Annotated in this window: 24 protein-coding genes; 10 read left to right on the forward strand and 14 right to left on the reverse strand. The window is 64.7% G+C overall.

What is annotated here, in order from left to right; genetic code table 11:
* Positions 1 to 154: 154 nt before the first annotated feature.
* The 3 genes from AC25Z0_RS08365 to AC25Z0_RS08375 are packed head-to-tail and all read right to left on the reverse strand — an operon-like array spanning position 155 to position 3,382.
* Positions 155 to 1,105, reverse strand: a complete 951-nt coding sequence (locus AC25Z0_RS08365) for a carbohydrate ABC transporter permease (protein ID WP_488132871.1) — start codon at positions 1,103 to 1,105, stop codon at positions 155 to 157.
* Position 1,106: 1 nt separating this feature from the next.
* Positions 1,107 to 2,081 carry a carbohydrate ABC transporter permease gene (locus tag AC25Z0_RS08370; RefSeq protein WP_488120694.1) on the reverse strand — a complete coding sequence of 325 codons (975 nt, stop codon included), beginning with the start codon at positions 2,079 to 2,081 and terminating at the stop codon, positions 1,107 to 1,109.
* 53 nt (positions 2,082 to 2,134) lie between these two features.
* A complete protein-coding gene (locus AC25Z0_RS08375; RefSeq protein ID WP_488132872.1) occupies positions 2,135 to 3,382 on the reverse strand; it encodes an extracellular solute-binding protein in 1,248 nt (415 codons plus the stop codon).
* Between the two features lie 297 nt (positions 3,383 to 3,679).
* On the opposite strand from AC25Z0_RS08375, the gene AC25Z0_RS08380 reads away from it, so the two are divergent.
* Genes AC25Z0_RS08380 through nagA form a run of 6 tightly spaced genes read left to right on the forward strand, consistent with a single transcriptional unit; the run spans position 3,680 to position 9,296 of the window.
* Positions 3,680 to 4,573 carry an SIS domain-containing protein gene (locus AC25Z0_RS08380; protein ID WP_488133127.1) on the forward strand — a complete coding sequence of 298 codons (894 nt, stop codon included), beginning with the start codon at positions 3,680 to 3,682 and terminating at the stop codon, positions 4,571 to 4,573.
* 5 nt (positions 4,574 to 4,578) lie between these two features.
* Entirely contained in the window at positions 4,579 to 5,544 is a 966-nt protein-coding gene (locus tag AC25Z0_RS08385) for an ROK family protein (protein WP_488132873.1), read from the forward strand.
* Positions 5,541 to 6,494: a 1-phosphofructokinase family hexose kinase gene (locus tag AC25Z0_RS08390; protein WP_488132874.1), complete on the forward strand. Its 954-nt coding sequence runs from the start codon at positions 5,541 to 5,543 to the stop codon at positions 6,492 to 6,494. Before AC25Z0_RS08385 ends, AC25Z0_RS08390 begins: the two co-directional genes overlap by 4 nt.
* Entirely contained in the window at positions 6,491 to 7,348 is an 858-nt protein-coding gene (locus tag AC25Z0_RS08395; RefSeq protein ID WP_488132875.1) for a class II fructose-bisphosphate aldolase, read from the forward strand. Before AC25Z0_RS08390 ends, AC25Z0_RS08395 begins: the two co-directional genes overlap by 4 nt.
* A gap of 2 nt (positions 7,349 to 7,350) precedes the next feature.
* Positions 7,351 to 8,136 carry a DeoR/GlpR family DNA-binding transcription regulator gene (locus tag AC25Z0_RS08400; RefSeq protein ID WP_488132876.1) on the forward strand — a complete coding sequence of 262 codons (786 nt, stop codon included), beginning with the start codon at positions 7,351 to 7,353 and terminating at the stop codon, positions 8,134 to 8,136.
* Positions 8,133 to 9,296: an N-acetylglucosamine-6-phosphate deacetylase gene (gene nagA, locus AC25Z0_RS08405; RefSeq protein WP_488132877.1), complete on the forward strand. Its 1,164-nt coding sequence runs from the start codon at positions 8,133 to 8,135 to the stop codon at positions 9,294 to 9,296. Before AC25Z0_RS08400 ends, nagA begins: the two co-directional genes overlap by 4 nt.
* A gap of 186 nt (positions 9,297 to 9,482) precedes the next feature.
* On the opposite strand, the gene AC25Z0_RS08410 is transcribed toward nagA, so the two are convergent.
* Positions 9,483 to 10,751 (reverse strand): MFS transporter, encoded by a 1,269-nt coding sequence (locus AC25Z0_RS08410; protein ID WP_488132878.1) that lies wholly within the window; start codon positions 10,749 to 10,751, stop codon positions 9,483 to 9,485.
* A gap of 229 nt (positions 10,752 to 10,980) precedes the next feature.
* Here AC25Z0_RS08410 and purU point away from each other — a divergent pair, with 229 nt between their 5' ends.
* Entirely contained in the window at positions 10,981 to 11,868 is an 888-nt protein-coding gene (purU, locus tag AC25Z0_RS08415) for a formyltetrahydrofolate deformylase (protein ID WP_488120686.1), read from the forward strand.
* Positions 11,869 to 11,886: 18 nt separating this feature from the next.
* The gene (locus AC25Z0_RS08420; protein ID WP_488120685.1) at positions 11,887 to 12,243 is read left to right on the forward strand and encodes a YrdB family protein; all 357 of its coding nucleotides are present in this window, start codon (positions 11,887 to 11,889) and stop codon (positions 12,241 to 12,243) included.
* Here AC25Z0_RS08420 and AC25Z0_RS08425 read toward each other — a convergent pair.
* Both AC25Z0_RS08425 and map read right to left on the reverse strand, forming a co-directional pair.
* Entirely contained in the window at positions 12,240 to 13,478 is a 1,239-nt protein-coding gene (locus tag AC25Z0_RS08425) for an MFS transporter (RefSeq protein WP_488132879.1), read from the reverse strand. The two genes, AC25Z0_RS08420 and AC25Z0_RS08425, sit on opposite strands and share 4 nt — an antisense overlap.
* Positions 13,479 to 13,503: 25 nt before the next feature.
* Complete coding sequence (gene map / locus AC25Z0_RS08430) at positions 13,504 to 14,292, reverse strand: type I methionyl aminopeptidase (protein ID WP_488132880.1); 789 nt, start codon at positions 14,290 to 14,292, stop codon at positions 13,504 to 13,506.
* A gap of 66 nt (positions 14,293 to 14,358) precedes the next feature.
* Here map and AC25Z0_RS08435 point away from each other — a divergent pair, with 66 nt between their 5' ends.
* The gene (locus AC25Z0_RS08435; RefSeq protein ID WP_488132881.1) at positions 14,359 to 14,661 is read left to right on the forward strand and encodes a helix-turn-helix domain-containing protein; all 303 of its coding nucleotides are present in this window, start codon (positions 14,359 to 14,361) and stop codon (positions 14,659 to 14,661) included.
* Between the two features lie 51 nt (positions 14,662 to 14,712).
* Here AC25Z0_RS08435 and AC25Z0_RS08440 read toward each other — a convergent pair whose 3' ends face one another.
* The 6 genes from AC25Z0_RS08440 to AC25Z0_RS08465 all read right to left on the reverse strand — a co-directional run bounded on the left by AC25Z0_RS08440 (position 14,713) and on the right by AC25Z0_RS08465 (position 21,834).
* Complete coding sequence (locus AC25Z0_RS08440; RefSeq protein ID WP_488132882.1) at positions 14,713 to 15,498, reverse strand: glucosamine-6-phosphate deaminase; 786 nt, start codon at positions 15,496 to 15,498, stop codon at positions 14,713 to 14,715.
* Positions 15,499 to 15,705: 207 nt separating this feature from the next.
* Positions 15,706 to 17,229, reverse strand: a complete 1,524-nt coding sequence (locus AC25Z0_RS08445) for a glycoside hydrolase family 3 protein (protein WP_488132883.1) — start codon at positions 17,227 to 17,229, stop codon at positions 15,706 to 15,708.
* Positions 17,230 to 17,234: 5 nt separating this feature from the next.
* The gene (locus tag AC25Z0_RS08450) at positions 17,235 to 18,188 is read right to left on the reverse strand and encodes a carbohydrate ABC transporter permease (RefSeq protein WP_488120679.1); all 954 of its coding nucleotides are present in this window, start codon (positions 18,186 to 18,188) and stop codon (positions 17,235 to 17,237) included.
* Positions 18,185 to 19,111: a carbohydrate ABC transporter permease gene (locus AC25Z0_RS08455; protein WP_488120678.1), complete on the reverse strand. Its 927-nt coding sequence runs from the start codon at positions 19,109 to 19,111 to the stop codon at positions 18,185 to 18,187. The genes AC25Z0_RS08450 and AC25Z0_RS08455 overlap by 4 nt, the downstream gene beginning before the upstream one ends.
* Before the next feature lie 132 nt (positions 19,112 to 19,243).
* Entirely contained in the window at positions 19,244 to 20,593 is a 1,350-nt protein-coding gene (locus tag AC25Z0_RS08460; protein ID WP_488132884.1) for an extracellular solute-binding protein, read from the reverse strand.
* Between the two features lie 68 nt (positions 20,594 to 20,661).
* On the reverse strand, positions 20,662 to 21,834 hold the full coding sequence (locus AC25Z0_RS08465; RefSeq protein ID WP_488132885.1) for an ROK family transcriptional regulator: 1,173 nt from the start codon (positions 21,832 to 21,834) through the stop codon (positions 20,662 to 20,664).
* Positions 21,835 to 22,115: 281 nt separating this feature from the next.
* Here AC25Z0_RS08465 and AC25Z0_RS08470 point away from each other — a divergent pair, with 281 nt between their 5' ends.
* Positions 22,116 to 22,898 (forward strand): endonuclease/exonuclease/phosphatase family protein, encoded by a 783-nt coding sequence (locus AC25Z0_RS08470; RefSeq protein ID WP_488132886.1) that lies wholly within the window; start codon positions 22,116 to 22,118, stop codon positions 22,896 to 22,898.
* Between the two features lie 76 nt (positions 22,899 to 22,974).
* On the opposite strand, the gene AC25Z0_RS08475 is transcribed toward AC25Z0_RS08470, so the two are convergent.
* Positions 22,975 to 24,957: a heavy metal translocating P-type ATPase gene (locus tag AC25Z0_RS08475; protein WP_488133128.1), complete on the reverse strand. Its 1,983-nt coding sequence runs from the start codon at positions 24,955 to 24,957 to the stop codon at positions 22,975 to 22,977.
* A gap of 157 nt (positions 24,958 to 25,114) precedes the next feature.
* Complete coding sequence (locus AC25Z0_RS08480; protein WP_488120674.1) at positions 25,115 to 26,329, reverse strand: NADP-dependent isocitrate dehydrogenase; 1,215 nt, start codon at positions 26,327 to 26,329, stop codon at positions 25,115 to 25,117.
* Positions 26,330 to 26,405 lie beyond the last annotated feature (76 nt).

Here is a 26,405-nt window from a genome sequence, read left to right on the forward strand (position 1 = left end):
GGGTTCTTTCTGGGAAGGGGGCAAAGGAAACGGGGAGGACCGCTCCGGCATACCGGAGGCCCTCACCCGTTTTTGGAGCCTATTGTTCCCCGCCGTGCCAGAACCAATCCGTTGGTCATTGTTCGTCACAGAGCACGAGCTGTCGAGCATCGTGCTATTTGACGCTGCCCGCCGTCAGGCCGCCGACGAGGCGCTTCTCGATGAGCATGAACAGCACGACAACGGGGATGATCGCCACGATCGACACACCAAACACGTAGTGCCAGCTGGTCTCGTACTGCCCGACGAACTTCGTCAGGGCGACCGACAACGGCTGGTTTCCAGCGGTCGAGAGGATGACGAGGCTCGCCGCGAATTCGTTCCAGCAGGCCACGAACGTGAAGACGATCGCCGTGACGATACCCGGCCAGACGAGCGGCAGGTTGATCTTGAACAGCACGGTCAGTCGGCCTGCGCCGTCGATCTGCGCGGCTTCGTCGATCTCCTTTGGCACTCCGGCGAAGAAGCTGTGCATGATCCAGACCGCGAACGACAGGTTGAAGGCGGCGTTCACCAGGATCATCGCGAGCCAGGTATCAGAGATCCCGAAGAAGCTGAGCTGCCGGAACAGCCCTGAGGTCAACACAGCCGGCTGCAGCATCTGCGTGACGATGACCAGGAAGAGGAACACCATCCGGCCGGGGAAGATGACCCTGGCCGTGTAGTAGGCCGCTGGCAGGGCGACCAGCAGCACCAGGATCGTGGCGAAGACGGCGATCACGATCGTGGAGATCAGGTTCTGCACCAGCGGTGTCTCTGGGGTCGACCACATGTTGACGTAGTTTTCCCAGTGCCATTCCGTCGGGAAGTACGTCGGCTCCACCGAGCGAATCTCGCTCTTGGTCTTCACAGAGCCAAAGAACATGATCAGGTACGGGATGACGAAGATGACCAGAACGACAAGGCCGGCCACCATCCGCCAGATGACATTGCCGAGCGGAACCTGGTCTGCGGTGTATCGCTTACGCCGACGGGGCTGGCGTGTGCCGGCGGTACCACCACCCAGAGCGGATGTCGGTGGCTGGTCACGAGGGGCAGCGGCAGGCGGCGAGGTGAGCGCGGTCATCTCAGACCTCCTTCATGGGCTTGACGAGCTTGACGTAGATCGCGACGATCACGATGACGATGAGGAACGCGACAACACTCAGCGCACTGGCCACGTCGATCTTGTGCTCGTTCTGGATGTACTTGAAGATCATGGTCATCACTGTGTCTGCGTCGTACCCCGGTATCGACCCGGTCATGGTCTTCAGGATCGGCAGCGAATTGAAGACGTTGATGATGTTGATGAGGATGGCGACAGAGAGTGCACCGCGCAGCTGCGGCAGCACAATGCCGAAGTAGGTGCGCGCCGGACCTGCGCCGTCCATTTTCGCGGCCTCGAGCACGTCGCCTGGCACAGACTGCAGGCCAGCGAGGATCGTATAGGTCGTGAACGGCAGCGAGACGAAGACGGCAATGCCGATCGACCAGCTGAACGCGCTGACGGCGTTCTTCGTCCACCCGTACGGCGCATCGATGAGGTTGATGTCAACGAGGAACTTGTTGATGATGCCGATGTAGCCCTCTAGCCCGTAGTAGATCACGAGCGTCGTCATGACAACACTCGCCGCCCACGGGATGATGACGGCCAGGCGAACGAGCTGGCGGCCGGGGAACGCCTTGTTCAGCAGCTGGGCGAGGCCAAGCGACAGGATGACGGTAATGCTGACAACGGCGACGACCCAAATGAGCGTGCGGAGCATGATGCCGGCGAGCGGCTCGAAGTCGAGCAGCGTCTGGTAGTTCTCGAACCCGACGAAGCCCTTGTCAACACCGCTCAGGCTGATGTCCCTGGTCGAGTTGTAGAACATCACCACGGCGGGGAACAGGACAATGCCGAAGATCAGGATGAGCGCAGGCGCAATCCAGGGCAGCGCTCCCACCAGATCCGTCAGTCGGGTGCCGGCCCTGGCCGTGGCACGAGTGCCGACGGCCCCTCGGCGGGGACGACCATTGGTCGCCCCCGCCTGGGTCGGTGTCTGCTGGATTGTTTCAGTCATGTCCGTCAATCACCGATTCGTTGTGTTCGTCAATCAGGGTGTGATGCGGCTGGTTAGCCGGCGTCTGACTTCGCCTGGATCTCGGTCAGGACTGCCTGTGCATCCTTACCCTGTGCCAGCTGGCCGACGAGGCTCTTGAATGCAGCATCCGTTGCAGACCAGTTGGGGTTGGTGCTCGGGTAGAACTGCGCGCTCGGCAGAGTGGCGAGGAACGGTGCGAGGTCTTCGTCGCTGTTCATCACTTCTGCGCCGGACTTCGTGGTCGGCAGGAACTTCTCCGTGGTGACCCAGTTGACGTACTGGTCTGGCGTGTAGAAGAAGTCGAGGAACTTGGTGATTGCGTCCTGCTTCTTCTCGTCGTTCTTGAATGCCATCAGGTGGTCGGCAACGCCGAGGGTGAACGCTGAACCATCAGCGGTCGGAATCGGGTTGATCGAGTAGTTGAGCTCTGGGTTGGCCTCTGCGATCTGGCCGACTGTCGGCGGGAGGCCGATGATCATGCCGATCTTGCCCTGGACGAAGACGTCCATCAGCGGGCTGCGGTCGGTGGCTCCTGCGTCTGGCTGGGTTGCACCCGCGTCGACCATGGTCTGGATGAACTGGGCGCCCGTGAGGTTCTCAGGAGTGTCGATCGTGATTTCCTTGGCGTCTCCGAAGCCGCCGCCTGCACCGTAGAACCAGATGGCGCTTTCAGCCTGGGCTTCTTCTGAGCCGAGGGGCATGCCATAGCCGGCGACGCCGCCACCGATCGCGGAGATCTTCGTTGCAGCGTCAAGCAGTTCGTCCCAGTCGGTCGGCACTGCCGCGACGCCGGCCTGTGCGAGCAGGTCTTCGTTGACGAACAGGGCACGAGCGGATGCGATGAGCGGAGCGCCGTACTGCACACCGTCGACCGATGCGCTCTCCACGAAGGATTCCTGGAAGTCGGACAGGGTGTCGGCTGAGACGACGTCCTTGATCGGGTACAGCAGTTCATCCGCTGCAAAACCGGCGAACGGGCCACCGTTCATGATGTCTGGGGCCTTGCCCGCGGCCACCTTGGTGGTGATGACATCGTTGAGGTTGTCCCAGGACTGAACCTCGAGGTTGACCGTGATGTCGCTGTTCTCCGCCTCGAAGGCGTCGATCACACCTTCCCACAGGCCCTGGGTGTTATCTGAATAGCTGGGAACGAGCAGATCGATCGACGTTGCCGAATCGGATCCGCCTGCATCGCCGCCGCCGAATCCGCAGGACGCGAGCGACATGGTGGCCAGCGCTGCCGTGGCAACGATGCCTCCAATGCGGAGAGACTTCTTCATGTGGTGCTTCCTCACTCTTGGATGGACTCCGCCCGCGACTTCACCTCACGCGACGGCGCGTGCAGCCTCTTTCACCGCGCCCAACCAACGGATGGTGTGATGAATGATGACTGTTTTAATCACTAAACAATCACGACTGTTCAGCTATCGCCACAGCATGTCGGGAAACTTTTTCGTGGTCAAGAGGGGTGCAGCAATTTGTTACCCGTCCTTAATAAAACGGAAAAGCATGAAATACTGATCGCTAGACACGAGTTACGATCATAAGTAATCATTGACGTGCAGTAATTGAGGAGAATAACCATGACGACCACCGCCACGCACATGGCCACCGAACTGGCCTCGCAGCCCGAGACCTGGGCGCGCGCCGCAGCCCTCACCGCCGACCAGGCACTCCTGCCGGCATCTGGACGCAAGGTCGCCATCGTCGGGTGCGGCACCTCCTGGTTCATGGCGCAGGCATACGCGGCTCTCCGCGAAACCGGCGGGCACGGCGTGACAGACGCCTTCGCCGCATCTGAGGCATTCGTCAATCGCGACTACGACGACATCATCGCCCTGACCCGTTCAGGCACAACGAGCGAGGTTCTCGAACTCGTTTCTGCCCACCGCGGCTCCACCAACATCATCGGCATCGTCGGCGATGTCACCTCGCCGTTCGTCAACGGGGTCGACTCGCTCATCGCCCTCCCGTTCGCCGACGAGCAGTCCGTCGTGCAGACCCGCTTCGCCACGACGGCACTCGCGTTCCTCCGCGCGTCCCTCGGTGAAGATCTCACCAAGGCCATAGCGGATGCTGAGATCGCCGTCGCCGACAACCTCGACGACGACCTCATCAACGCTGAGCAGTACACCTTCCTCGGCCGCGGCTGGAGCGTCGGCCTTGCACACGAGGCAGCCCTCAAGATGCGCGAGGCATCACAGTCGTGGACAGAGTCGTACCCGGCGATGGAATACCGCCACGGACCGATCAGCATCGCGGCCCCCGGTCGCGTCACCTGGATGTTCGGCGCTGCACCGGCCGGCATCGAGTCCGATGTAAACGCAACGGGCGCCCGCTTCGTCTCGAGCGATCTCGACCCGCTGGCCGAACTCGTCCGGGCCCAGAAGCTCGCCCTGCTGCGCGCAGAGGCCAAGGGACTGAACCCCGACCTGCCACGCAACCTCACGCGGTCTGTCATCCTCAACTAGTGACTATGAGCGCGAGCAACGATCAGACCCCTTCCCTCGGCACCGGCGGCGCCGTCGTCGCCTTCGACGTCGGAGGCACTGACACCAAGGCCGCGCTCTTCGACGCATCCGGAACCATGTTGGGCCTCAGCCGCACTCCGACACCTCACAGAGGAGCGGAGACGGCTGGCGCCGTGCTCGACCGCCTCGCCCAGCTCACAGAGGGATTCGCCCGTGACTTCCCATCGGTGACCCCGGTTGCCGGTGGTTTCCTGGTACCTGGCCTCGTCGACGACGAGAAGGGCATCGGCATCCATGCTGCCAACCTCAACTGGAGCAACGTCCCGTTCAGGAGCCTGGCAGAGGAACGTCTCGGCATGCCGGTGACCTTCTCCCACGACGTGCGGGGAGCTGGAAAGGCTGAGTACCTGCTCGGCGCCGCCGAACCGTTCACGGATGTCATGGTTCTCGTCATCGGTACCGGCATCGCCAGCGCGCTGTTCCTTGGCGGACGCGCTCACCTGGCCGACGGATACGCCGGCGAGATCGGCCACTCGATTGTCAATCCGGCCGGCCCGCTCTGCCCATGCGGCGCACGCGGCTGCCTCGAAGCCATCGCGTCAGCCGGCGCCATCGCCCGGCGCTACACGGAGCGAAGCGGCGAGACACCCGCAGGCGCGAAGGATGTGCTCGGCAGGGCAGCGGCGGGCGATCCCATTGCCCAGAGCGTGTGGGATGAGGCGCTCGACGCCCTCGCCCTCAGCATTGCGCAGGTTACGGCGGTTATCGCGCCCCAGGCCGTGGTCATCGGTGGCGGGCTGGCACAGGCCGGGGATACGCTCTTTGTGCCGCTGCGCGCTCGCGTCGACGCGATGCTCAGCTTCCACCGTCGTCCTGAACTCATCCCCGCCAAAATCGGCGAGAACGCCGGCCTGATCGGCGCCGCACTTCTCGCCAGGGAACTCGCCGATCGCTCTGGAGCCACATCATGATCGTCACCGTCACACCCAACCCCGCCCTCGACCTCACCTATGTCGTCCCAGGCATCGAGCTCGGCGAGACCCATCGCGTCGGTGCCGCAGCCGTGCGGGCCGGCGGCAAGAGCCTGAACGTCGCCCGTGTCCTGCACCAGCAGGGCATCGACACCCTCGCCATCAGCGTGGCCGGAGGACTCACCGGAGACGAGTTCTCTGGCGAGCTGTCTGCCAGCGGGCTGCCCCACCGCATCATCCCGGTTCGGGCAGCGACCAGGCGAACCATTGCGCTCGTTGACGACACCAACGCCCAGACGAGCATCTTCAATGAACACGGCGAGAATCACTCCCCCGCTGAATGGCAGCGCCTCACCAACGCGACGCTGGCCGCCCTCGAACAGGCCGCCTGCCTGGTGGGCTCTGGAAGCCTGCCGCTCGACGCCCACCCCGGCTTCTATCCTGAGCTCGTCGCCGCTGCGACGGCGCTGGGTATTCCATCCGTCATCGACACGTCAGGCCCCGCACTCCTCGCCGCGGCCGAGGCCGGCGCCACGGTCCTGAAGCCCAACCGGCACGAACTCGCCGAGGCAACGGGCGACGATGACCCCGTGCGCGGCGCACGGGCGCTGCTCGCCCGCGGCGCATCGCTCGTGTTGGTCTCGCTCGGCGAGGATGGCATGCTCGCGCTCTCGCAGGCCGACCAGAAGCATCCGTTGCGGGCCACGCTCAATCGCGTGCTGCGTGGGAACCCCACCGGCGCCGGCGACGCGGCCGTTGCTGCGATCGCCGCCGGCCTGGCCGACGGCGCTGTGAGCGACGGCGGTGTGGCAGACCCCGAGCGCATTCTCCGCCTCGCGACCGCCTGGTCTGCCGCCGCTGTGCTCATGCCGCTCGCGGGCGAGATCTCTCCCCTGCACCGTGAACTTGCCGACGACATCACCATCACCACAGACAGGACCAGTGCATGACCCTCATCCAGACGCGCGAACTGATGGACGCCGCGGCAGAGCGCGGAACTGGAATCGGCGCATTCAACGTGATCCACCTGGAAACGGCAGAGGCACTCGTTGCCGCGGCCGAGCGCGCCGGCCTGCCCGTGATCCTGCAGATCTCACAGAACTGCGCCACCTTCCACGGGGGCCTTGCACCGATCGCGCTGGCCAGCCTGGATGTCGCGCGCGCGGCATCCGTTCCCGTTGCCCTGCACCTCGATCATGCCGAAGACGAGCAGCTTGCCATGCAGGCCGTCGACCTCGGCTTCGGCTCCGTCATGTACGACGGCGCCCATCTCGCCTATGACGAGAACGTCGCAGCGACCCAGCGCGTGACGGCGTACGCCCATGCCGCGAACGTCTACGTTGAAGCGGAGCTCGGCAAGGTTGGCGGCAAAGACGGCGCACACGCGCCAGGCGTGCGCACCGACCCCGACGAGGCCGTGGCCTTCGTTGCCGCGACGGGCGTTGACGCCCTGGCCGTCGCCGTCGGCTCATCGCACGCGATGACCAGCCGTTCGGCGTCCCTCGACACCGACCTGATCGCCATCCTGCACGCCGCACTTACCGTTCCGCTCGTGCTGCACGGCTCCTCCGGTGCCTCTGACGAGCAGATCGTGGCCGCGATCAATGCCGGGATGACCAAGATCAACGTCTCTACCCACCTCAACGGCTTCTTCACGGCGGCCATCCGCGAGTACCTGGCGGATAACCCCAGCGTCGTCGACTCCCGGAAATACCTGGCGGCGGGGCGTACGGCGATCACCGGAGAGGCTGCCAGACTTCTAGAGTTGTTCGCACTGCGACCGGGGACAGGAACCAGGAGTTAGTCATGAATCGCGCCGAGCGTTTGAACGCCGTGCTCGACCTCCTCGCCGAAACCGGCCAGGTCGAGGTCGACGACATCATCACCAAACTTGGTGTCTCTGCAGCCACCGCGCGACGCGATCTCGACACTCTGGCCAGCCAGCAGTTGCTCACCCGCACGCGCGGCGGTGCCATCGGCCAGTCGGTGGCCTACGACCTGCCGATCCGGTACAAGAAGGAGCAGCACGCCCCTGAGAAGCTCCGCATCGCCCAGGCTGCCAGTGCGCTCGTGTCGCGCGGCGCCGTCATCGGGCTCTGCGGTGGCACCACAAGCACCGCCATCGCGACGGTGCTCGGCGCCAGGGCCGACATCATGGAGGCGTCACCGCACTCCAACCTCACCGTCGTCACCAACGCCATCAACATCGCAGCCCAGCTCGCCATGCGCCCGCAGATCAAGACTGTCGTCACCGGCGGCGTCGTACATTCCCGGTCGTATGAACTCGTCGGCCCATACAGCGACATCGTGCTCGAGCAGATCACCATGGACATCGCGTTCATCGGTGTGAACGGCATCGACCCCGTCGTCGGCCCCACCGTGCACGACGAGCGTGAGGCCGCCGTCAATTCCCTCATGGCCAGGCGCGCATCCCGCGCCGTCATCGTGGCCGATTCAAGCAAGATAGGTCGAAACGCGTTCGCCACCATGGGTTCCTCCAAGATTTTCAACACCCTCATCACCGATGCCGGCATCACCGCCGAGCAACTCGCCGCCTTCGCCGAGAACGGCGTTGAGGTGATCGTCGCGTGAACGCCTCCGTCATCATTCACTCGGCCACTCTCGTTTCAGGCGGGTCCATCACAGCGGATGCGTGGGTCGCCTTCGACGGCGAACTCGTGTCAGCCGTCGGTACTGGCGACGGCTGGCGTGCGCACGTCACTGCTGGTGTGGTCGATACTGTTGTCACCGACGCCGCCGGGAGATGGTTGACCCCCGGATTCATCGACATTCACTGCCATGGTGCCGGTGGCAGCGCCTTCGACGACGGTGCCGACGCCATCCGTACCGCGCTTGCCGTGCACCACGCGCACGGCACAACGCGCATCGTGCTCTCCCTCGTCACCGCAACCGTCGATGACCTGGAGACGCGCCTCGACGCGATTGCCACCGAAGCAGAGCAGAACCCGCTGATCCTCGGCGCGCACCTCGAGGGCCCGTTCCTCGACGATGCGTTCCGCGGCGCCCACAACCCCGCGCTGCTGCGTGCCCCTGACGCCGATTCCATCGCCCGGTTGATTCGGGCGGGGCGCGGTCACATCCGCCAGGTCACGCTGGCTCCTGAACTCCCCGGCGCACCGGAGGCCATCGCCGCGCTGACGGATGCCGGCATCGCCGTCGCCGTCGGCCACAGTTCAACGGACTACGAGACGGCCATCTCTGCCTTCGCCTCAGGCGCGTCGATCCTGACGCATGCCTTCAACGGCATGCGAGGCATCCACCACCGCGCCCCGGGCCCGGTATCCGCAGCGACGCACAGCGACAACGTCACGCTGGAGATCATCAACGACGGCGTGCATGTGCACCCTGAGGTCGTTCGACTGGCGTTCGCAGGAGCCCCAGGCCGCATCGCACTGATCACCGACGCCATGGCGGCCACCGGCTCGACCGATGGCGCATACATGCTCGGCACCCTGGCCGTGACGGTTACCGACGGCGTCGCTCGCCTCACAGAGGGCGGCTCCATCGCCGGTTCAACGCTCACGCTCGACGACGCGCTGCGCCGCGCGGTGAACGAGGTCGGCGTCAGCATCACGGACGCCATCACCGCGCTCACCGAAACACCAGCTCGCACGGTGGGACGCGCGCACGACCTCGGCCGCCTCGCGGTCGGCTACGCCGCGGACGCCGTGCTGCTGAACGCCGCACTTGAGGTCGACGAGGTATACGCCGCCGGCATCCGCTTGCGCTAGGTCTCGAGACGGCCCTAGCGGGCCTCCTCGACCACCGAATCCTGGCGCGCGGCCGGCAGCACATCTCCCCGTTGATCGAGGTCGCGAAAACCGGAAACATCGTCGCAGAGAGCGCGATCTGTCCTGTATTCGGTGACAGTTGCGCGATTGATCCTGTATTCGCTACACGGATGGGCCGCGCAGCACTTAGGCCAGGCGACGCCGACGCATGACGAGGTCGCTGATCACCACGAGCGCGAGTGATGCGACGACGATGCCCACGTAAACGAACGGGAGCGCCGACAGTCCAACCACGTTGAGCAGGCCTGCACCGAGCAACGCGCCGCCACCGATTCCGGCGTTGAACGCCGAGGTGTAGAACGCGCTGGCCGCGTCCCTGATGCGGGGCGATGCCGTGTGCAGCAGGCGCGTCTGCAGCATGGCTGGAATACCACCGAACGCGATGCCCCAGAGTACGAACGCGCCGATGGCCACCGGCAGGTTGGCGGCGAACACCGCGAGGACCGTCACGCTCGCGGCGCAGACCGCGAGGAAGATCACGAGCCCCGCCTGCGGGCGCGGGCCGAAGACCGTGCCGGAGAGCAGAAGTCCGACGGCTCCGGCGATGCCGTACGCGAACAGGAGCGGGGCAACCGCTGAGCTGTCAACGCCCATGCCGTCGATGAGGAACGGCGCGATGTACGTGTAGAACGTGTAGTGGCCGATCATGGTGAGGCCGGTGATCGAGCAGAGCAACACGACGGCCATCATGCTCGGGTCGCGCCAGATGCCACGGTCAGTGGGGACGTCGACCGCTGGTCGGGCGCTGTCCGTGACGGCAGCGGCTTCTGCGCGCTCCCGCTTTTGTTTCGCACCGAAGTGCTCGACGGGCGGGAGGCACTTCCAGACGATGACGGCACCGATGAGCATGAGCACGGCGAGCAAGCCGAACGACTGGCGCCAGCCGAGCAGCTGCCCGGCAGCCGTGGCCAGCGGCACTCCGAAGATGAAGGCGAGGGTTCCACCGGCAACGGTGATCGACACCGCGCGACCGATCTGCTCTTTCGGAACCAGGTGGCCGGCGTATGCACCGACGACGGACCAGAACAGCCCGTGGGCGAGACCACCGATAACCCGGGAGGCAATGACGAGTTCGTAGCTCGGTGCGATGGCCGTCAGCACATTGCTGATGGCAAAGACGATGAGCACCGTCACGATGAGTCCGTGCCGCGGCAGGGTGCGCGTCAGGTGGGTCATGGGCGCCGTGGTGAGCACGACGGTGAAGGCGAACCAGGTGACCAGCAGGCCGACCTGGGATTCGCTGACGCCCAGGCTCTGGCTCATGTCCGGCAACAGGCCGGTGGGCAGCATCTCAGATGTGACGGAGAGGAAGACGGCAGCTGCCAGGGTGATGAGTCCGAGCCACGGGAACGGCTTAGCAGTGGCAGGCGCGGACAGGGGAATTGTTTTCGACATAGTGATGAGTGCTCGCGAACGGCGGATCTTGCACGCCCGTCACAGACAGGCCCAAAATCGACTGCGCGCCAACGTGCGCGCCCGGGGCCAACGAGTTGCGCCAACCACTGGGTAGCCTACCCGACACTCCCTGTGTGTTCGAGAAGTCGCTGTGAGTTCGAGAAGTCCCTGTGTGTTCGAGAAGTCGCTGTGCGGTCCTTGGAATGGCCTGGGCCGGTAATCTGGCTGGATGGACACTTCGTCGCTCATCGCATCCGCTTCGGTTGGCGCTCACCACCACTGGGTGATCTCACTCGTATGTGCCGACCAGCCGGGAATCGTGCACGCGGTCAGCGGTGCCATCGTCAGCGCCCGCGGGAATATCACCGAGAGCCAGCAGTTCTCCAGTGCGGACACCGGTCGGTTCTTCATCCGCTTGCAGGTGGAGTCGCCCGCCGACCGCGCCGAGATCGAAGCAGCCCTCGCGCCTGTCATCGAGCACTACGGCATGCACGCCATCGTCGACGTCGTCGGGCGCCCGCTCCGCACCCTGGTGCTGGCCTCGACGGCCGCGCACTGCGTCAACGACCTGTTGTTCCGCCAGCGTGGTGGCCAGCTCGCCGTCGAAGTGCCGCTGGTGCTCAGCAACCACGGCACGCTGCGCGACCTCGTCGGGTTCTACGGGGTGCCATTCGAGTCACACCCCGTAACGGATGCCGCCAGCAAGGCCGCCTTCGAAGCCCGCGTCATCGAGGCGATCGAGGAACACGACATCGAGCTCGTTGTGCTCGCTCGCTACATGCAGATCCTCTCCCCAGAGCTCTGCACGCGCCTTGAGGGCATGGCCATCAACATCCACCACTCGTTCCTGCCCGGCTTCAAGGGCGCGAACCCGTATCGGCAGGCACACGCCCGCGGCGTGAAGCTGATCGGCGCGACGGCGCACTTCGTGACCAGCGACCTCGACGAGGGACCGATCATCGAGCAGAACGTCGTGCGCGTCGACCACTCCCGCAGCCCGGCAGAACTCGTGGCCATCGGCCAGGACGAGGAGAGCCGCACCCTCACGCAGGCCGTGAAGTGGTTCGCGGAGAACCGCGTGCTGCAGGACGGCGCCCGCACAATCATCTTCCGCTAGCCCCCGTAGAATTATCGAGTGACAGACACACCAGCGCCCGTCAAGATCGGCGCCAACGACATTCTCCGGTTCATCCTTGAACTGTTCGCCTTCGTCAGCCTCGGCATCTGGGGCTTCGTCGCCTGGCCGCTGCCATGGCCCGGCATACTCATCGGCATCGGCGCGCCCGTTTTCGCCATCCTGGTGTGGGCGCTGTTCCGCTCCCCCAAGGCCGTCTTCAAGCTCGACCCGTTCGGCAAGGCCATCGTGGAGATCTTCGTCTTCGGCGCAGCAGCGCTGGCGTGGTGGGACCTCGGCCAGCCGATCATCACCGTCGTCTTCGCTGTCGTCGCGACGGCTAGCGGCATCATCTCAGGCCGCAAGGAACTGCGCTAGTCCGCAGGTGCCGCCACCGGCCTGAGCACGTCCCTCGGCATCCGCAGTGCGTAAGCGGATGCCGCCAGGAACAGCAGTCCGCCCACCCCGAACGCCACGGGGTATGAGAACGTGTCGGCGAGCAGCCCTGCGGCCAGCGGACCGACGATGGCGCCAACGTCAGCGCACATCGAGAACACCGCGACAGCGCGACCGCTCCGCGACCCTGCAGCGTCCCCCACGGCTGCGGCAGGCGCGGTGCCCATGAACGCCGACGCGATCCCGTAGAGGCACAGCAGCACGGTCAGCACGCCGATGTTCGGCGCAAACGGCACTGCGGCGATGATGAGTGCTGCGGCCGCGAACGAACCGACGATGGCCGGCTTCCGGCCCACCGTGTCGATGAAGCGGGCTGCGGGAGCCAGTGCGATCGTCTGGGCGATGGCCGCAATCGCGAAGGCGATGCCCGTCCACGCCGTTGGCCCGTTCAACACCTCGACGATGAGCACAGGGATGAGGGAGCTCCGCACCCCGAACGAGGTCCAGCCCTGCGCGAAGTTGGCCACGCATGCTGCCCGGTACCGGCGATCGGTGAGCACCATCCGGAACGGGATCGGGACGGCAGCCTCGGCATCCGCTGCCGCGTCGTGGTGCAGAGTGCGCGGCCTGAGCAGGACCAGCCCGATGATCCCGGCAATCGCCAGTGTGCCGGCGTAGAAGAAGAACGGTGCGGTGAGAGAGATTGTGGCGAGCAGCCCGCCGATGGCTGGGCCTGCCATGCCGCCGAGCAGGAATCCGCCCTGGTAGAAGCCGATGGCCCTGGCCCGCAGCGCTGGCGAGGTGGAGCCGAGGAGCATGGTCATCGCAGCGACGGTGAACATCGCAGAGCCAATGCCGCCGACCCCGCGGAGGACCAGCAGCTGCGGATAGTTGGCCGCGATGCCGACCATGCCACTTGATACCGCGACAATGCCGATTCCGATGGCCAGTACCAGGCGTTCGCCCATCCAGTCGATCAGCCGACCGCAGAACGGGCTCGCCACGAGACGCATCAGGGCGAACGCAGAGACGACAGCGCCGATCTCGAAGTTTCCGACGTTGAAGCTGCGCACGTACACGGGCAGCACGGGGATGACGACGCCGAAGCCGACCATCACGAAGAAGGAGATGACGCCCAGCACGTAGACATCGCGGGGCAACCGCGGCTTCGACCCGACTCGGCGGATATCAGTGCCGCCGTGCCGGAAAGATCTCATCCGACCAGCGTAATCGCTCGGGCTCTCAGGGGTGCAGGGGCGCTTGTGTCGGCAGGGTGAGGATCTCGGCTCCGTCGTCGGTGATGGCAATGGTGTGCTCGCTGTGCGCTGTGCGGCAGCCTGTCGCACTACGGAGCGTCCACCCGTCAGCATCGGTGACGAGCTCAGCGGTGTCCACCATGACCCACGGTTCCAGCGCGAGCAACAGCCCAGGGCGCAGCGTGTAGCCGCGGCCGGGCCGCCCGTCGTTTGAGACATGGGGGTCCTGGTGCATCGTCGTTCCGATGCCATGACCGCCGAACTCCATGTTGATCGGGTATCCGGCCTCGCTGAGAACCGTACCGATGGCGTGCGAGATGTCGCCGATGCGAGCGCCTGGTCCTGCGGCGGCAATTCCCGCGCTCAACGCGCGTTCGGTCGCGCTGATCAACGCGACGCTCTCCGGGGGCTTCGATTCGCCCACGATGAAGCTGATGGCAGAGTCTGCGGCGACTCCGCCGAGCAAGACGGCGAGGTCCAGGGTCAGCAGGTCGCCGTCGGCAAGCGCGTAGTCGTGTGGCAGTCCGTGGAGCACAGCGTCATTGACGGACGTGCAGATGTAGTGGCCGAACGGCCCGCGTCCGAAGGAGGGCTCGTAGTCCACGTAGCAGGACTGCGCTCCGGCCTCGATGATCATGGCCTTGGTCCACCGATCAATGTCGAGGAGGTTCGTGCCGACTGCGCTGCGACTCTTCATGGCCTGCAGGATGTCGGCGACCAGGCCGCCTGTGGCCTTCGCTTTGGCCAGTTCAGTGGGGTTCAGTATCTCGATCATCCGGTGCCTTCCTCGTGGAACCAATAACTATACCGGCCATATTATCCCGGTACTAGAATCGGAGCCATGGTCAGGTTGCCGCTTACTCCCGCAGAGGTCGAGCGTGGAGAGCGCCTTGGGGCCCTGTTGCGGCGAGCCAGGGGCGAGCGTTCGATGCTCCAGACCGCGCTCGACGCCCGAGTGTCCCCGGAGACCCTCCGGAAGATCGAGTCTGGCCGCGTGGCGACTCCTGCATTCCCGACGATCGCCGCAATCGCGGATGTCGTCGGCCTCTCCCTCGATGCGGTGTGGGCCGAGATCAACGAGCCCGATCACGTCGGTGAGCCGGAGCACTCCGGTCACCACCCACGTGAGCGGTTGGTCTCGTAACTCACAACCCGAGCAGCCGGCGAACGGCTGCCCAGGCGGCTACAGGTACGGCTAGATGCCCTGCCAGGCGGGCTTGTGTGCCCAGGCGTGCTTGTAATACGGCAGGTTGGCGAGCTGGCTGGCTGCGGCCTCATCGACCACGACCGTCACCCGCGGGTGCAGCTGGATCGCGGTGCCTGGCTGGCTGGCAGAGAGCGCACCCTCGACGGCCTCAGCGATGGCGTGGGCCTTGGCCTCACCGAACGCGAGCAGCACGAGGTGCTTGGCCCGCAGGATGGTGCCGAGTCCCTGGGTGATGCAGTGCATGGGCACGTCGTCGGGGGAATCGAAGAACCGTGCGTTGTCTTCCCTGGTCTTCTCTGTGAGCGTCTTGATGCGGGTGGTCGACGCGAACGACGATCCAGGCTCATTGAAGCCGAGGTGGCCGGTGCGACCGATGCCGAGGATCTGCACGTCGACCCCGCCGGCTTCGATGATCGCACGCTCGTAGTCGTCGCCAGCGGTGGCGATGGTGGCCAGGTCGCCGTTCGGCACGTGGATGTTCGCTGCGGTCAGGCCGAGCGGCTCGACGACATCGCGCGTGATGACCGCGCGGTAGCTTTCCGGGTGTCCGGCCGGCAAGCCAACGTACTCGTCAAGCGCAAAGCCGCGCACGCGGGACACGTCGAGAGGGTCAGCCGCAAACGACTCTGCGAGCGCGCGATAAACAGGCAGCGGCGTCGACCCCGTGGCCAGGCCGAGCACGGCATCCGGCTTGTGCGCGATCAAATCCCGAATGGATGCTGCAATCAGCTCACCGGCTGCCCACTCATTTTCTACAACGACAACCTCAGCCATTACCCAACTCCAACCACATAACTCTGACTTTCCTTGCGCTAATCCTATCTTTACCAATCAGAATCAATCACGTCATCGCCGGCCAGAATTCGCCCGGTGGCGCCGCTGCGCGGCGTCGTTGGTCGAGGAGGCCGGCAGCGGCCGTCTCGAGACCCATAGCGAAGGGATCGGCCGACAGATTTCGAGACACTCGCTGGCGCTCGCTCCTCAATCAACGGGGGTATTTACCAGCAGCGCCAACAGCGCCCGCCCCACCAGCCGCGACGCCCCGAAGGTGGCGATATCGGCGTACGCCAGGTCATCAGAGGGCCAACCCATGTCGACGACAAGTACCTCGCGCCCCTCTGCCCGCAGCCGATCGATGATCGCCCTGGCGAATTCGTGCCTGTGGTTGTCCTTGCCGATCACGAGCACCGGGGCCAGGCCGGCGAGCACGATCTCCCGTTCACTGTCCACCGTGCAGGTCACGACCGGATGCGAAGCCCACGCCTCGACCGACGGAGATTCCGGGTGGTCCGCCGCCTCAGCGAATGGCCCCCACGGTGCCACTCCAACGGCGATGTTCGCGACCGTCTCGAGCCGCACCACCGAGTAGACCGCAGGGGCGGAAGCCACCCAGGTCGCCGCCGCCTCATTCATCGCAAACGAATCCACGATCAAGCGGATGTCGAACTCAGGCTCATCGACGGAATTCACGCCGGCCGGAATCGGCAGCTCCGCCGCAGCGGCCCGTGTCGTCTCTGCCAGGGCGAGCACTCGCGCGGCGGCCTCAGCCACCCGGTCGGTGTCCAGCTCGCCGGACTCGATCGCGCCGAGCACCGCAGCCTCAATCTCATCCAGCTGGGCGTCGGTATTCTCTGTACCAATGCAGAGCAGGTCACAGCCGGCGGCCAGCGCTGCGGCAGCCGCGGCCGGAATGCCCAGCTGCGCGCTTGCCCCTGCCATGTCGAGCGCATCGCTCACGATGACGCCGTCGAAGCCGAGTTCATCGCGCAGCAACCCGAGCAGGATGCGCTTGGACAGCGTGGCCGGGTACACCGGATCCACCTGCGGCAGCAGAATGTGCGACGTCATGACGGTCAGAGCACCCGCGGCGATCGCTGCCCTGAACGGCACCAGCTCCCGCTCCTGCAGCTCAGCGAGGGTCAGATCGACAACCGGCATCGCCAGGTGCGAGTCCTGGGCGGTGTCGCCGTGGCCAGGGAAGTGCTTCGGGCTCGACGCGACGCCCGTCGACTGCAGCCCGCGCACCCACGCCGCGCTGTGGGCAGCCACGTGCTCAGGGTCAGTGCCGAAGCTCCGCACCCCGATGACGGGGTTGTCCGCGTTGGAGTTGATGTCGACATCCGGTGCGAAGGTCAGAGTGCAGCCGGTCTGCCGCAGATCCCAGCCGACCATGCGCCCGACGCGTTCGGTGCGCTCCAGATCGTCGAGTCGACCAAGAATGGCGTTGCCGGGGTACGGCGACCCCGATTCGTAGTACAGCCGGGTGACATCGCCACCCTCCTCGTCGATGGCGATGACGGCATTCGGATTCGCGGCCAGGATCTCAGCCGTCAGCCGACGCAGCTGCGTGCGCGAGACGATGTTGGGCCCGAAGATGCACACCGCACCGAGTCCGCCCCGCAGGCGACGCTCCAGCCAGGCCGGGAGGGTGGTGCCGACGAAGCCGGGCATGAGTGTTGTGGCGATCTGTCGACGCAGCACGTCGCGCTCCACCGCCGTGTCCACGAGGCTCAACCCTTGACCGCCCCGCTGACCAGCCCGCTGGTCATCCGCCCCTGCACGAAGAGGAAGAAGATGATGACGGGTACGGCGACCAGCGTCGATGCGGCCATGACCTGGCCCCAGTCGATCGCCCTGCTCGCGCTGGCCTGGATGAAGCCGCGCAGCCACAGCGGCAGCGTCTGGTCTGAATTGTTCTGCAGCAACACCAGCGCCACCGTGAACTCGTTCCAGGCCTGCAGGAACGCATAGACACCGGATGCCACGAGCCCAGGGGCCAGCAACGGGAACGTAATTCGCATGAACGCCTGCGTACGGCTGAGCCCGTCGATCATGCCGGCCTCCTCGAGGTCGGCTGGCACGCCGGCGACGAAGCCGCGCAGCATCCAGATCGTGAATGGCACAACGGCGGCAATGTAGATGATGCTCACGCCGACGATGGAGTTGAGCAGGTTGAGGCTGCCCATCAGCTTGTACTGGGCGATGAACAGGCCTTCGGCCGGCAGCATCTGGATCAGCAGCACCGCGAGCACGAACGACTTCCGCCCCCTGAATCGGAACCGGCTGATTGCCAGTGCGCCGAAGAAGGCGAACAGCAGGCAGAACGTCACAGTGATGAACGCAATCGCCACGCTCATGCCGAGCGCAGGCAGGAAGCTTCCCCCCTCGACGACCGCGACGAAGTTGTCGAGGGATCCGCCGAACGGCAGCCAGGTCGGTGTGGTGTTCTGCAGCACGACGTTCGGCAGCAGCGACGAGTTGACCATCCAGTACACCGGGAACACCCAGATGAGCGAGACGACGATCCCGACGACGCCGAGGAGTACTTTGGTGGGCTTGAAACGGCGGTTGCCGCTCCGTGCCCCCTGGGTTCCACTGGCGCCAGCAGGGCGATAACCCTGTCGCGCGGGCGCTGTGCCCGCTGCACCATCTTCGGTGCGGGGCGAGGTCAGTTCTGAGGTCATGATTCGTCCTCCTTGAGCATGCTGCGCACGTAGAACCAGCTGAGTGCGACGGTCAGGATCAGCACGAAGATCGAGACGGCGCTGGCCATGGCGAAGTCGCTGGAGCCAACGCCGAGCTGGTAGATGTACGTGCCGAGCAGGTTGGTTTCGGATGCGATCGAGCCGGCATCCTGCAACAACCGAATTTGGGTGAAGACGCGCAGGTCCCAGATCACCTGCAGCAGCATGATGATCGCAAGCACGGGACGGATGATCGGCACGATGATGAACCGCAGCCGCTGCGCGGGCCGCGCGCCGTCCATCTGGGCCGCTTCCAGCACCTCGGTTGACACCTGTGTCAGCCCGGCATAGATGGAGAAAGCCACGAACGGCACGCTCATCCAGACCACGATCACCATGGCGATGAAGAAGAAGGAAAGCGGTTCGGCCAGCCAATTGTGGTTCTGGAAGTCGAGGCCCATGCTCACCAACACCGAGTTGAGCACGCCACGACGCCAGTCGATCAGCCAGTTCCAGACCGTCATGGCTGCGACGACGGGCATCGCCCATGCCAGCAGCATGGCGATCTGCAGGGTGATGCGCACCACGGCGTTAACGGCGTTCATCAGCAGCGCGAGCAGGGTGCCGACGACCATGGTGACGCCGGCGGTGACAAGGCAGAACGCCACAGACCTGGCGACGACGGCCCACATGTACGGGTCGGTGAAGAGGGTGATGTAGTTGTCGAACCAGACGAACTCAGGGGGCTGCCCGAACTGCTGGGCAAGGCCGAACTTCTGCATCGAGGTGACGAACTGCCAGACCAGCGGATAGCCGAGTGCCAGCACGAGGATGGCGATGGCGGGGACGATGAGCAGGTAGGGGGTGAATCTGCCCCTTTTCCTGCGTGGCCTCTCGGCCAACACGAGGTTCTGCGTTGTCACGCTGTCCCTCCTTTCATGTGGTGACTGACACGTCGCTGGTTGAGGAGGGCCGTCAGGCCCGTCTCGAAACCATCACGAGGTTTCGAGACGGCCGTGAACGGCCTCCTCAACCAACGACGGCGTGGTGCAGTGTTACTTGCCGTTCAACATCGGGGTCAGCTTCTCGTCGTACTCTGCGGCGAGCGCCTTCAGGTCGGGTGCGTCCTTGATCTTGCTGAAGAACTCTTCCATCACGAGCGATCCTTCAACCGTTGCCCAGCCGGGTGCTGCCGGGGTGAGCTTCGAGTTGGAGGCCGACTCGATGAGTGCCTGGGCGAACTGGTCGTCACCGAGCGAGTTCACGTAGTCGCTGTTTGCCGGGCCGAGGCCGTTCTCGCCGAGCATCGTCTGGTAGTCCTCTGAGTAGATGATCTTCATCAGGGTCTTGGCCAGTTCGGGGTTCTTGCTCGTGGCGGAGATACCGATGTTGGAGCCACCGGCGAAGACCGGTGCCGGCTTGCCGTCGTTGCCAGGCAGAGCGAAGACGGCATTCTTGCTGTCATCCCAGGTGCGGGTGGCCTTGCCGTCGGCATCCGTTCCCAGCGTTCCGATCGACCAGTGCGCCCAGGTCGGCGCCATGATCGTCGCGGCGGAGAGTGAGGTGCTCGACGTGACGTTTCCGTCGGCGTCTTTGATCTCGTCGCTGTCGTTCAGGTAGATGTACTGGTTGGAGTCCTTGGCGTCGTTCGGCGCGTTGGACGCCGTGTTGTACAGCTCCTGAAGCTGCTCGAGGCCCTTCTGGGTGTTTTCAGACGCGAGCGTCGACGTCCAGGTGCCGTCCTTCACCGTGGCGAGCTCTCCGTCGTTGGCGAAGATCCAGGAGATACCGTTCCGCCAGTCCTGTCCCCCCAGGTAGAAGCCGGAGAAGCCGGGGATGTTCAGCGGGTTGGCGGCGTTGACGGCTGCAACGGCGGTATTGAACTCATCGAGCGTGGTGGGCTGCGCAACGCCGGCAGCTTCCCAGACGTCTGAGCGAGTGAAGACGGCACGCGATCCGAAGTAGTACGGCAGCGTGTAGTTCTTGTCGCCCACCTTGCCGGCGTCGACGAAGGACTGCAGCAGCTTCTCGCCGCCGAGCTCGTCGTACATGTCGGAGATGTCGAGGAACGCACCGACGTTCGTGAACGTTGGGGACTGCGTGTTACCCATCTCCGTGACATCCGGAGTGTTGTTAGCGTCTGGGAGCGAGGTCGTCAGCTTGGTGACGAGGTCTCCCCAGTCCTGCTGCTGAATGTTCAGTGTTGCGCCGGTCTCCTTGTTGAACTCCGTCTTCAGGTAGTCCCGGAGCGTGTCTGGAGTGTCGCCGCCCGCCAGCCACAACGTGATTGTCTTGCCTGCGCCGTCTGTGCTGGCGTCATCGCCAGGCGCGGCGGAGGAGCATCCTGCAAGAACGAGGGCGGACGCTGTCGCCACTGCGGCGAGCGTGATGAGCTTTCTCTTCATGAGAGGTTCCTTTCTTGGATTGCCGGCGTATGCGGATGCCACACCGAGTGGAGCAGGGAAAAGCTGTGTTAAGAAACCCCGAGTCGGCCGGACAAGACCATCACGGCTGCGCCGCGAAGTACGATGTCCGCTCCTTGCGAGGTCATCCGAAGCGTGAGGTCGCTGTGAAAATCGACCATGGTTCTGCTTCGAAGCGTCTCGATGGTTGCCGCTGCCAGCAGCCCATCAAGAAGTGAGGTTGGGCCGCTCAACACGATTTCGTGCAGGTTGAGGGCGCCGACGACGGGAGCGAGCACGATGCCGAGGCGTCGGCCTGCTTCCGCAAGAATGTGGTCACGGGCCTCTGCCGCATTCGCCTGGTCAACGGATGCCATGGCCAGCTCGATCTCCTGGGTCAGGCGGGGAGCGGCCAGCCAGGCCTCAAGGCAACCGGTCTTGCCGCAGGCGCACAGCGGACCGCCGTCTGTGCCGACGACCACGTGACCGATCTCACCGGCTGCGAACCGGCCGCCGAAGACCGGGCGTCCGCCGATGATGAGCCCGGCACCGACGCCGTGACCGACCTTGACCAGCAGGAGGTCGTGATCCGCTCCCCCGAAGCTGTGCTCGGCGAGCACGGCGGCGTTCGCGTCGTTGGCAACGATGACCGGGAGGTCGGTGTGCTGCTCGAGAAGCGCGCAGAGCGGCAGGTTCTCCCAGCCGAGGTTTGGGGCGCTGCGCACGACACCATCGAGGTCGACGATGCCTGGGGACCCGATGCCGACGCCAAGGATTGGAGCCGTGGCGAGCGCGATCACCGCATCGAGCAGGGCGATCACCTGGGCTACAGCGCCGTCGCCGGTCGCAGCCCCGAGTGCGACCTCTGATCGCTCCAGCACGGTGCCGTCGAGGCTGAGGACGCCGCCGCGCAGCATCCGGTGCCCCGACAGGTCGAGGGAGATGATCTGGAAGGCGGCCCTATCGATGTCGACGAGGGTGGCTGGCTTGCCAGGACGCACTGACTCGCGCTGCCCGAGCTCAATGACGAGCTTGTCGGCGATGAGGTCGGACACCAGGTCGGAGATGGTCACCCGCGTCAGGCCCGTCTCGCGAGCCAGGTCGGCCCTGCTCTGGGACCCGGCGTGATAGAGGGTCTGCAGCACGAGAGCGCGGTTATGCCCACGGGCATGCTCTGGCAACACCTTGGAGGTGGTGCGTAGCGCCCGACTGTGAATCAGTCGTTGGGCATCCGTTGCCGTCATGTTTGTTAGTAAAGCTTACGAACTAAAGGAAGGCAAGAAAAAGATCCGCCGATTCGGGTTCTTTACCCAGTTGTAACATTCGGCAGTCACACTGCACGGGTGGTCGCGCCAGGTTCGCGATTCGAGAGAGGGCGGGAATGTCGTACTCATGCGCCCGGCATCTGCCAGTTCAGAGGTAATCGTCGTATGCTGGCTCACCGCACGCACGTCATGCGCAGGCACCACTCGTTACACGCAACTCGTTACACGCAACTCGTTACAAGAATTGAGGCAGGTCGTTCGTGAGGGTCATCAGCTATAACCTCCGCAAGAACCGCGCAGTCGGCGAACTAGTCGCACTGACAGAGGACTACCGGCCAGACGTTCTCTGCCTGCAGGAATGCGACACCGTCGACCTCCCTGCAGAGATCGGCAACCTGCACCTGGCAGACTCCACGAGCCGCAACCGGCTGGGCCTTGCCGTGTATTACCGCAAGGACAGGTTCGACGCTGTCACCACACAGGCCTTCGAGCTCAAGAAGTCATTGCACGACCGTGTGCTGAAGCCTGCCCACGAGCGCCTCATCGGCACGCGCCTCATTGACAGGGAAGCCGAACGCGAACTTGTCGTCGCCTCCTTCCACGCCGCGCCACTCACGGCGCTCAACTCCCTGCGGCGCAAGCAGATCCACACGGCGCTCCACGAGCTGCGGCTGCTGGGCCCCGGCCTGCCCACTCTCATGGTCGGCGACTACAACTACCCAATCTTCAAAGCGCACCTCAGCGATCGAGTCAAGGAGTCTGGCTACGACCTCACTCTGAGCGACAACCGAACGTACACGCGATACAAGTTCTTCCGTGGCCACTTCGATCTCGCCACGTCCGTCGGTCTCACCATCGACAACATCGAGACGCTGGCTCGTGGCACGAGCGACCACATGCCGATCCTGGTCACCTCGTCATACACGACGGGCAAGCAGGGCGCCGGACACGAGGAAGCCGTGCGGGAGAGCGTGACTCACGAGCCAGCCGGACGTATTGCCCCGCCGAAGGCGGAGCCAACGGACGACGACTTCGTGCTCTAACCAAACCTGCGATCCTGAGGAATCTCTCACGTCGCATGGGCGTCGAATTGGTACCGAGCGGATGCGACGCGCGGCATCACGATCGGGCAGCGGGCACGCGCGACGGGCTGGGGCTCGACAGCAGCTTCCCGGCCGCATCGCGGCGCGCACCGATGGCCCGCAGTGCGTTCAGGATCGTGGCGAGATCGACCAGCTCCTGAAGCAAGGCGCCGATCGTGGCCGGAATCAAGCCGAATGCCGCGATGATCATCAGGCCGATGCTGAGCGCGATGCCGAGCCAGATGCTCTGCAAGGCGATGCGCACGGTGTCCTGCCCGATGATGACAGCGCGGGCGGCGCGGGAGATGTCATCGAGCATGATGACGACATCCGCTGATTCGCTCGCCGCTGTCGACCCCTTTGCCCCCATCGCAATGCCGACATCGGCAACGGCCAGCACCGGGGCATCGTTGACGCCGTCGCCGACCATGATGACCGGGCGAATGGTCAACCCGCGCACGGTGTCGACCTTGTCGCTGGGGAGGCATTCTGCCTGAACCTTGTCGATGCCGACGTCTCTGGCAATGTGCTCCGCCGTCACGCGGGCATCGCCGGTGAGCATCATGGTGTTCCGCACCCCGTGTGCGGCGAGGTTCTCGATGGTGGCGCGCGCGTTGTCGCGCACCCGGTCGCTGGCCACAATGCTGCCGGCAAAGGAGTCATCGACGGCGACGTAAATGGCCAGTTCGCCGCTCTGCAGTTCGGTCGTGACAGCGTCGCTCGCCCGCTGGGCGATGAAGGCGAATTTGCCGATGGCCACCTCGCGACCGTGGATTCTCGCAACCACGCCGTTGGTGGCCACTTCGCTAGCTGCGTCAGCCGGTTCGAGCGCGAGTCCGCGGGCGTGGGCTTCGGCGATGATCGACGCCGCCAACACGTGCGACGAATACTGCTCAGCGGATGCGGCCAGCCTCAGCAGCTCGCTCTCGGCATCTGGCCGTTCGGCGACGGCACCCGCCGGGTTGATGCGGTTGATCGACGGCTGCCCATACGTGAGGGTGCCGGTCTTGTCGAAGACCACCGTCTTGGCGCGAGACAACTGCTCGAGCACTCCCCCGCCCTTCACGATGATGCCGTTGCGGGCCGACCTGCTCATGCCTCCCATGAACGCGACGGGAGCCGCGATGAGCAGCGGGCACGGCGTGGCAACGACGAGCACCTCCGCGAAGCGCACGGGGTCACCGGTGACGATCCAGGCCGTCGCCGCGATCAGCAGGGACACGATCGTGAAGGGCACCGCGTAGCGGTCGGCCAGGCGCACAACGGGTGCGCGGCTCTCAGAGGCCTCTGCGACCAGGGCGACGATGCGCTGGTACTGGCTGTTCGCGGCCGAGGCCGTCGCCCGCATCGTCACCGCTGACTGGCCGTTGATCGACCCGCTCAGGATGCTGTCGCCGGTGACGTGCTCAACGGGGATGCTTTCCCCGGTCAGCGACGACTCGTCGAAGGACGCGCTCGGCGAGAGGAGGTCGCCGTCGACGGGAACGATTTCTGCGGGGCGGAGCAGCAGGATGTCTCCTGGCCGCACCTGCGTGGCCGGCACGTCTTCGACATCCGTTTCGTCTCTGCCAGTTTCGACGCTGCCGGTACCGGTGCTGCCAGTTTCGACGCTGCCGGTTTCGGTGCTGCCGGTTTCGGTGCTGCCGATCCGGTGCGCAATCTGTGGCGCCCGACTGAGCAGCGCAGTCAGTTCACGCTTGGCCCTGCCGGCCGCATAATCCTCCAGCGCCTCGCCGCCTGTGAGCATGAGCACGATGAGCAGGCTGGCCACGTATTCGCCGACGAGCACGGTGGCGATGATCGCCGTGACGGCGAGGATGTCGATTCCCCAGCTGCCGCTCTTCAGCTCCCTGAGCATGTCGATGAACGACCTGGCCGCCACCAGAAGCGCGAAGAGGCTGAAAATCCAGGGGATCGGCTCGGTAAATCCGATCGCCCACAGCACCAGGCCAAGGATGCCGATGACGATGGTCGCCGCGACCAGCGGATACCGACGCATGAGTGAGAGCACTTCTCGCATGACTCCAGTGTCGTCACTCGTGGCGGGTTGCGCCAGCGAGGACAGGCTCGCCTCGGTGTCCTCACTCACGACGCACTGCAACACAAAGGGCCCCGATCGAATCGATCGAGGCCCTTCGGGGTGTCACAGGTGCGAAGCGACCGTGACGAGAGACGAACTACGCCAGGCGAGCCTGCAGGTTCTCCGCGATGGCCGCGAGGAACTCTTCGGTGGTCTGGTACGCCTGGTCAGGTCCGACCAGGAGCGCGAGGTCCTTGGTCATCTTGCCGCTCTCAACGGTCTTGGTGACGACATCCTCGAGGATGTGCGAGAACTCGATGAGTGCGTCGTTGTTGTCCAGCTTTCCGCGGTGCGCGAGCCCACGGGTCCAGGCGTAGATCGACGCGATCGGGTTGGTCGACGTGGGCTTGCCCTGCTGGTGCTGGCGGTAGTGACGGGTCACGGTGCCGTGAGCAGCCTCAGCCTCGACGACCTTTCCGTCTGGCGTGGCCAGCACGGAGGTCATCAGGCCGAGCGAGCCGAAGCCCTGTGCAACGGTGTCGGACTGCACGTCGCCGTCGTAGTTCTTGCAGGCCCAGACGTAGCCGCCCTCCCACTTCATGGCGGATGCCACCATGTCGTCGATGAGACGGTGCTCGTAGGTCAGCCCTGCTTCTTCGAACGCAGCCTTGAACTCGGTGTCGAAGACTTCCTGGAACAGGTCCTTGAAGCGACCGTCGTATGCCTTGAGGATGGTGTTCTTGGTCGAGAGGTAGACCGGGTAGTTGCGGGAGATGCCGTAGTTGAGCGATGCACGAGCGAAGTCGCGGATCGAGTCATCCAGGTTGTACATACCCATGGCGACGCCGCTGCCCGGTGACTGGAAGACCTCGAACGACTGGGCCTCGCTGCCATCCTTCGGCGTGAACGTCATGGTGAGGGTGCCTTCACCCTCGAAGCGGAAGTCGGTGGCGCGGTACTGGTCGCCGAACGCGTGACGGCCGATGATGATCGGCTTGTTCCAGCCGGGAACCAGGCGCGGGATGTTGCTGATGATGATCGGCTCGCGGAAGATCGTGCCGCCGAGGATGTTGCGGATGGTGCCGTTCGGCGAGCGCCACATCTTCTTCAGGCCGAACTCTTCGACGCGTGCCTCGTCGGGGGTGATCGTCGCGCACTTGACGCCAACGCCGTGCTTCTGGATGGCGTGGGCCGCGTCGATCGTGATCTGGTCGTCGGTCTCGTCACGCTTCTGGATCGAGAGGTCGTAGTACTCGAGGTTGATGTCGAGGTACGGGTGAATGAGCGTGTCCTTGATGGCCTGCCAGATGATGCGGGTCATCTCGTCGCCGTCGAGTTCGACGACTGTGCCTTCAACCTTGATCTTCGACAATTATTTCTCCTCAGGAAAGTGGGCCGCGCTGGCCAGCGTCAAGCTTACCTGAGCCAGTCAAGTATCTCGACATCGA

This window comes from Leifsonia sp. Y862, from assembly GCF_057669585.1.

Bases quoted from the DNA above. Each gene is read 5' to 3' on its own strand.
- purU (WP_488120686.1), top strand. From the start codon at position 10,981: ATGGACACTTCGTCGCTCATCGCATCCGCTTCGGTTGGCGCTCACCAC.
- AC25Z0_RS08475 (WP_488133128.1), bottom strand. From the start codon at position 24,957: ATGCGAGAAGTGCTCTCACTCATGCGTCGGTATCCGCTGGTCGCGGCG.
- AC25Z0_RS08410 (WP_488132878.1), bottom strand. From the start codon at position 10,751: ATGTCGAAAACAATTCCCCTGTCCGCGCCTGCCACTGCTAAGCCGTTC.
- AC25Z0_RS08370 (WP_488120694.1), bottom strand. From the start codon at position 2,081: ATGACTGAAACAATCCAGCAGACACCGACCCAGGCGGGGGCGACCAAT.
- AC25Z0_RS08400 (WP_488132876.1), top strand. From the start codon at position 7,351: ATGAATCGCGCCGAGCGTTTGAACGCCGTGCTCGACCTCCTCGCCGAA.
- AC25Z0_RS08385 (WP_488132873.1), top strand. From the start codon at position 4,579: ATGAGCGCGAGCAACGATCAGACCCCTTCCCTCGGCACCGGCGGCGCC.
- AC25Z0_RS08435 (WP_488132881.1), top strand. From the start codon at position 14,359: ATGGTCAGGTTGCCGCTTACTCCCGCAGAGGTCGAGCGTGGAGAGCGC.
- AC25Z0_RS08390 (WP_488132874.1), top strand. From the start codon at position 5,541: ATGATCGTCACCGTCACACCCAACCCCGCCCTCGACCTCACCTATGTC.
- AC25Z0_RS08395 (WP_488132875.1), top strand. From the start codon at position 6,491: ATGACCCTCATCCAGACGCGCGAACTGATGGACGCCGCGGCAGAGCGC.
- AC25Z0_RS08365 (WP_488132871.1), bottom strand. From the start codon at position 1,105: ATGACCGCGCTCACCTCGCCGCCTGCCGCTGCCCCTCGTGACCAGCCA.
- AC25Z0_RS08375 (WP_488132872.1), bottom strand. From the start codon at position 3,382: ATGAAGAAGTCTCTCCGCATTGGAGGCATCGTTGCCACGGCAGCGCTG.
- AC25Z0_RS08465 (WP_488132885.1), bottom strand. From the start codon at position 21,834: ATGACGGCAACGGATGCCCAACGACTGATTCACAGTCGGGCGCTACGC.
- map (WP_488132880.1), bottom strand. From the start codon at position 14,292: ATGATCGAGATACTGAACCCCACTGAACTGGCCAAAGCGAAGGCCACA.
- AC25Z0_RS08440 (WP_488132882.1), bottom strand. From the start codon at position 15,498: ATGGCTGAGGTTGTCGTTGTAGAAAATGAGTGGGCAGCCGGTGAGCTG.
- AC25Z0_RS08450 (WP_488120679.1), bottom strand. From the start codon at position 18,188: ATGACCTCAGAACTGACCTCGCCCCGCACCGAAGATGGTGCAGCGGGC.
- AC25Z0_RS08425 (WP_488132879.1), bottom strand. From the start codon at position 13,478: ATGAGATCTTTCCGGCACGGCGGCACTGATATCCGCCGAGTCGGGTCG.
- AC25Z0_RS08460 (WP_488132884.1), bottom strand. From the start codon at position 20,593: ATGAAGAGAAAGCTCATCACGCTCGCCGCAGTGGCGACAGCGTCCGCC.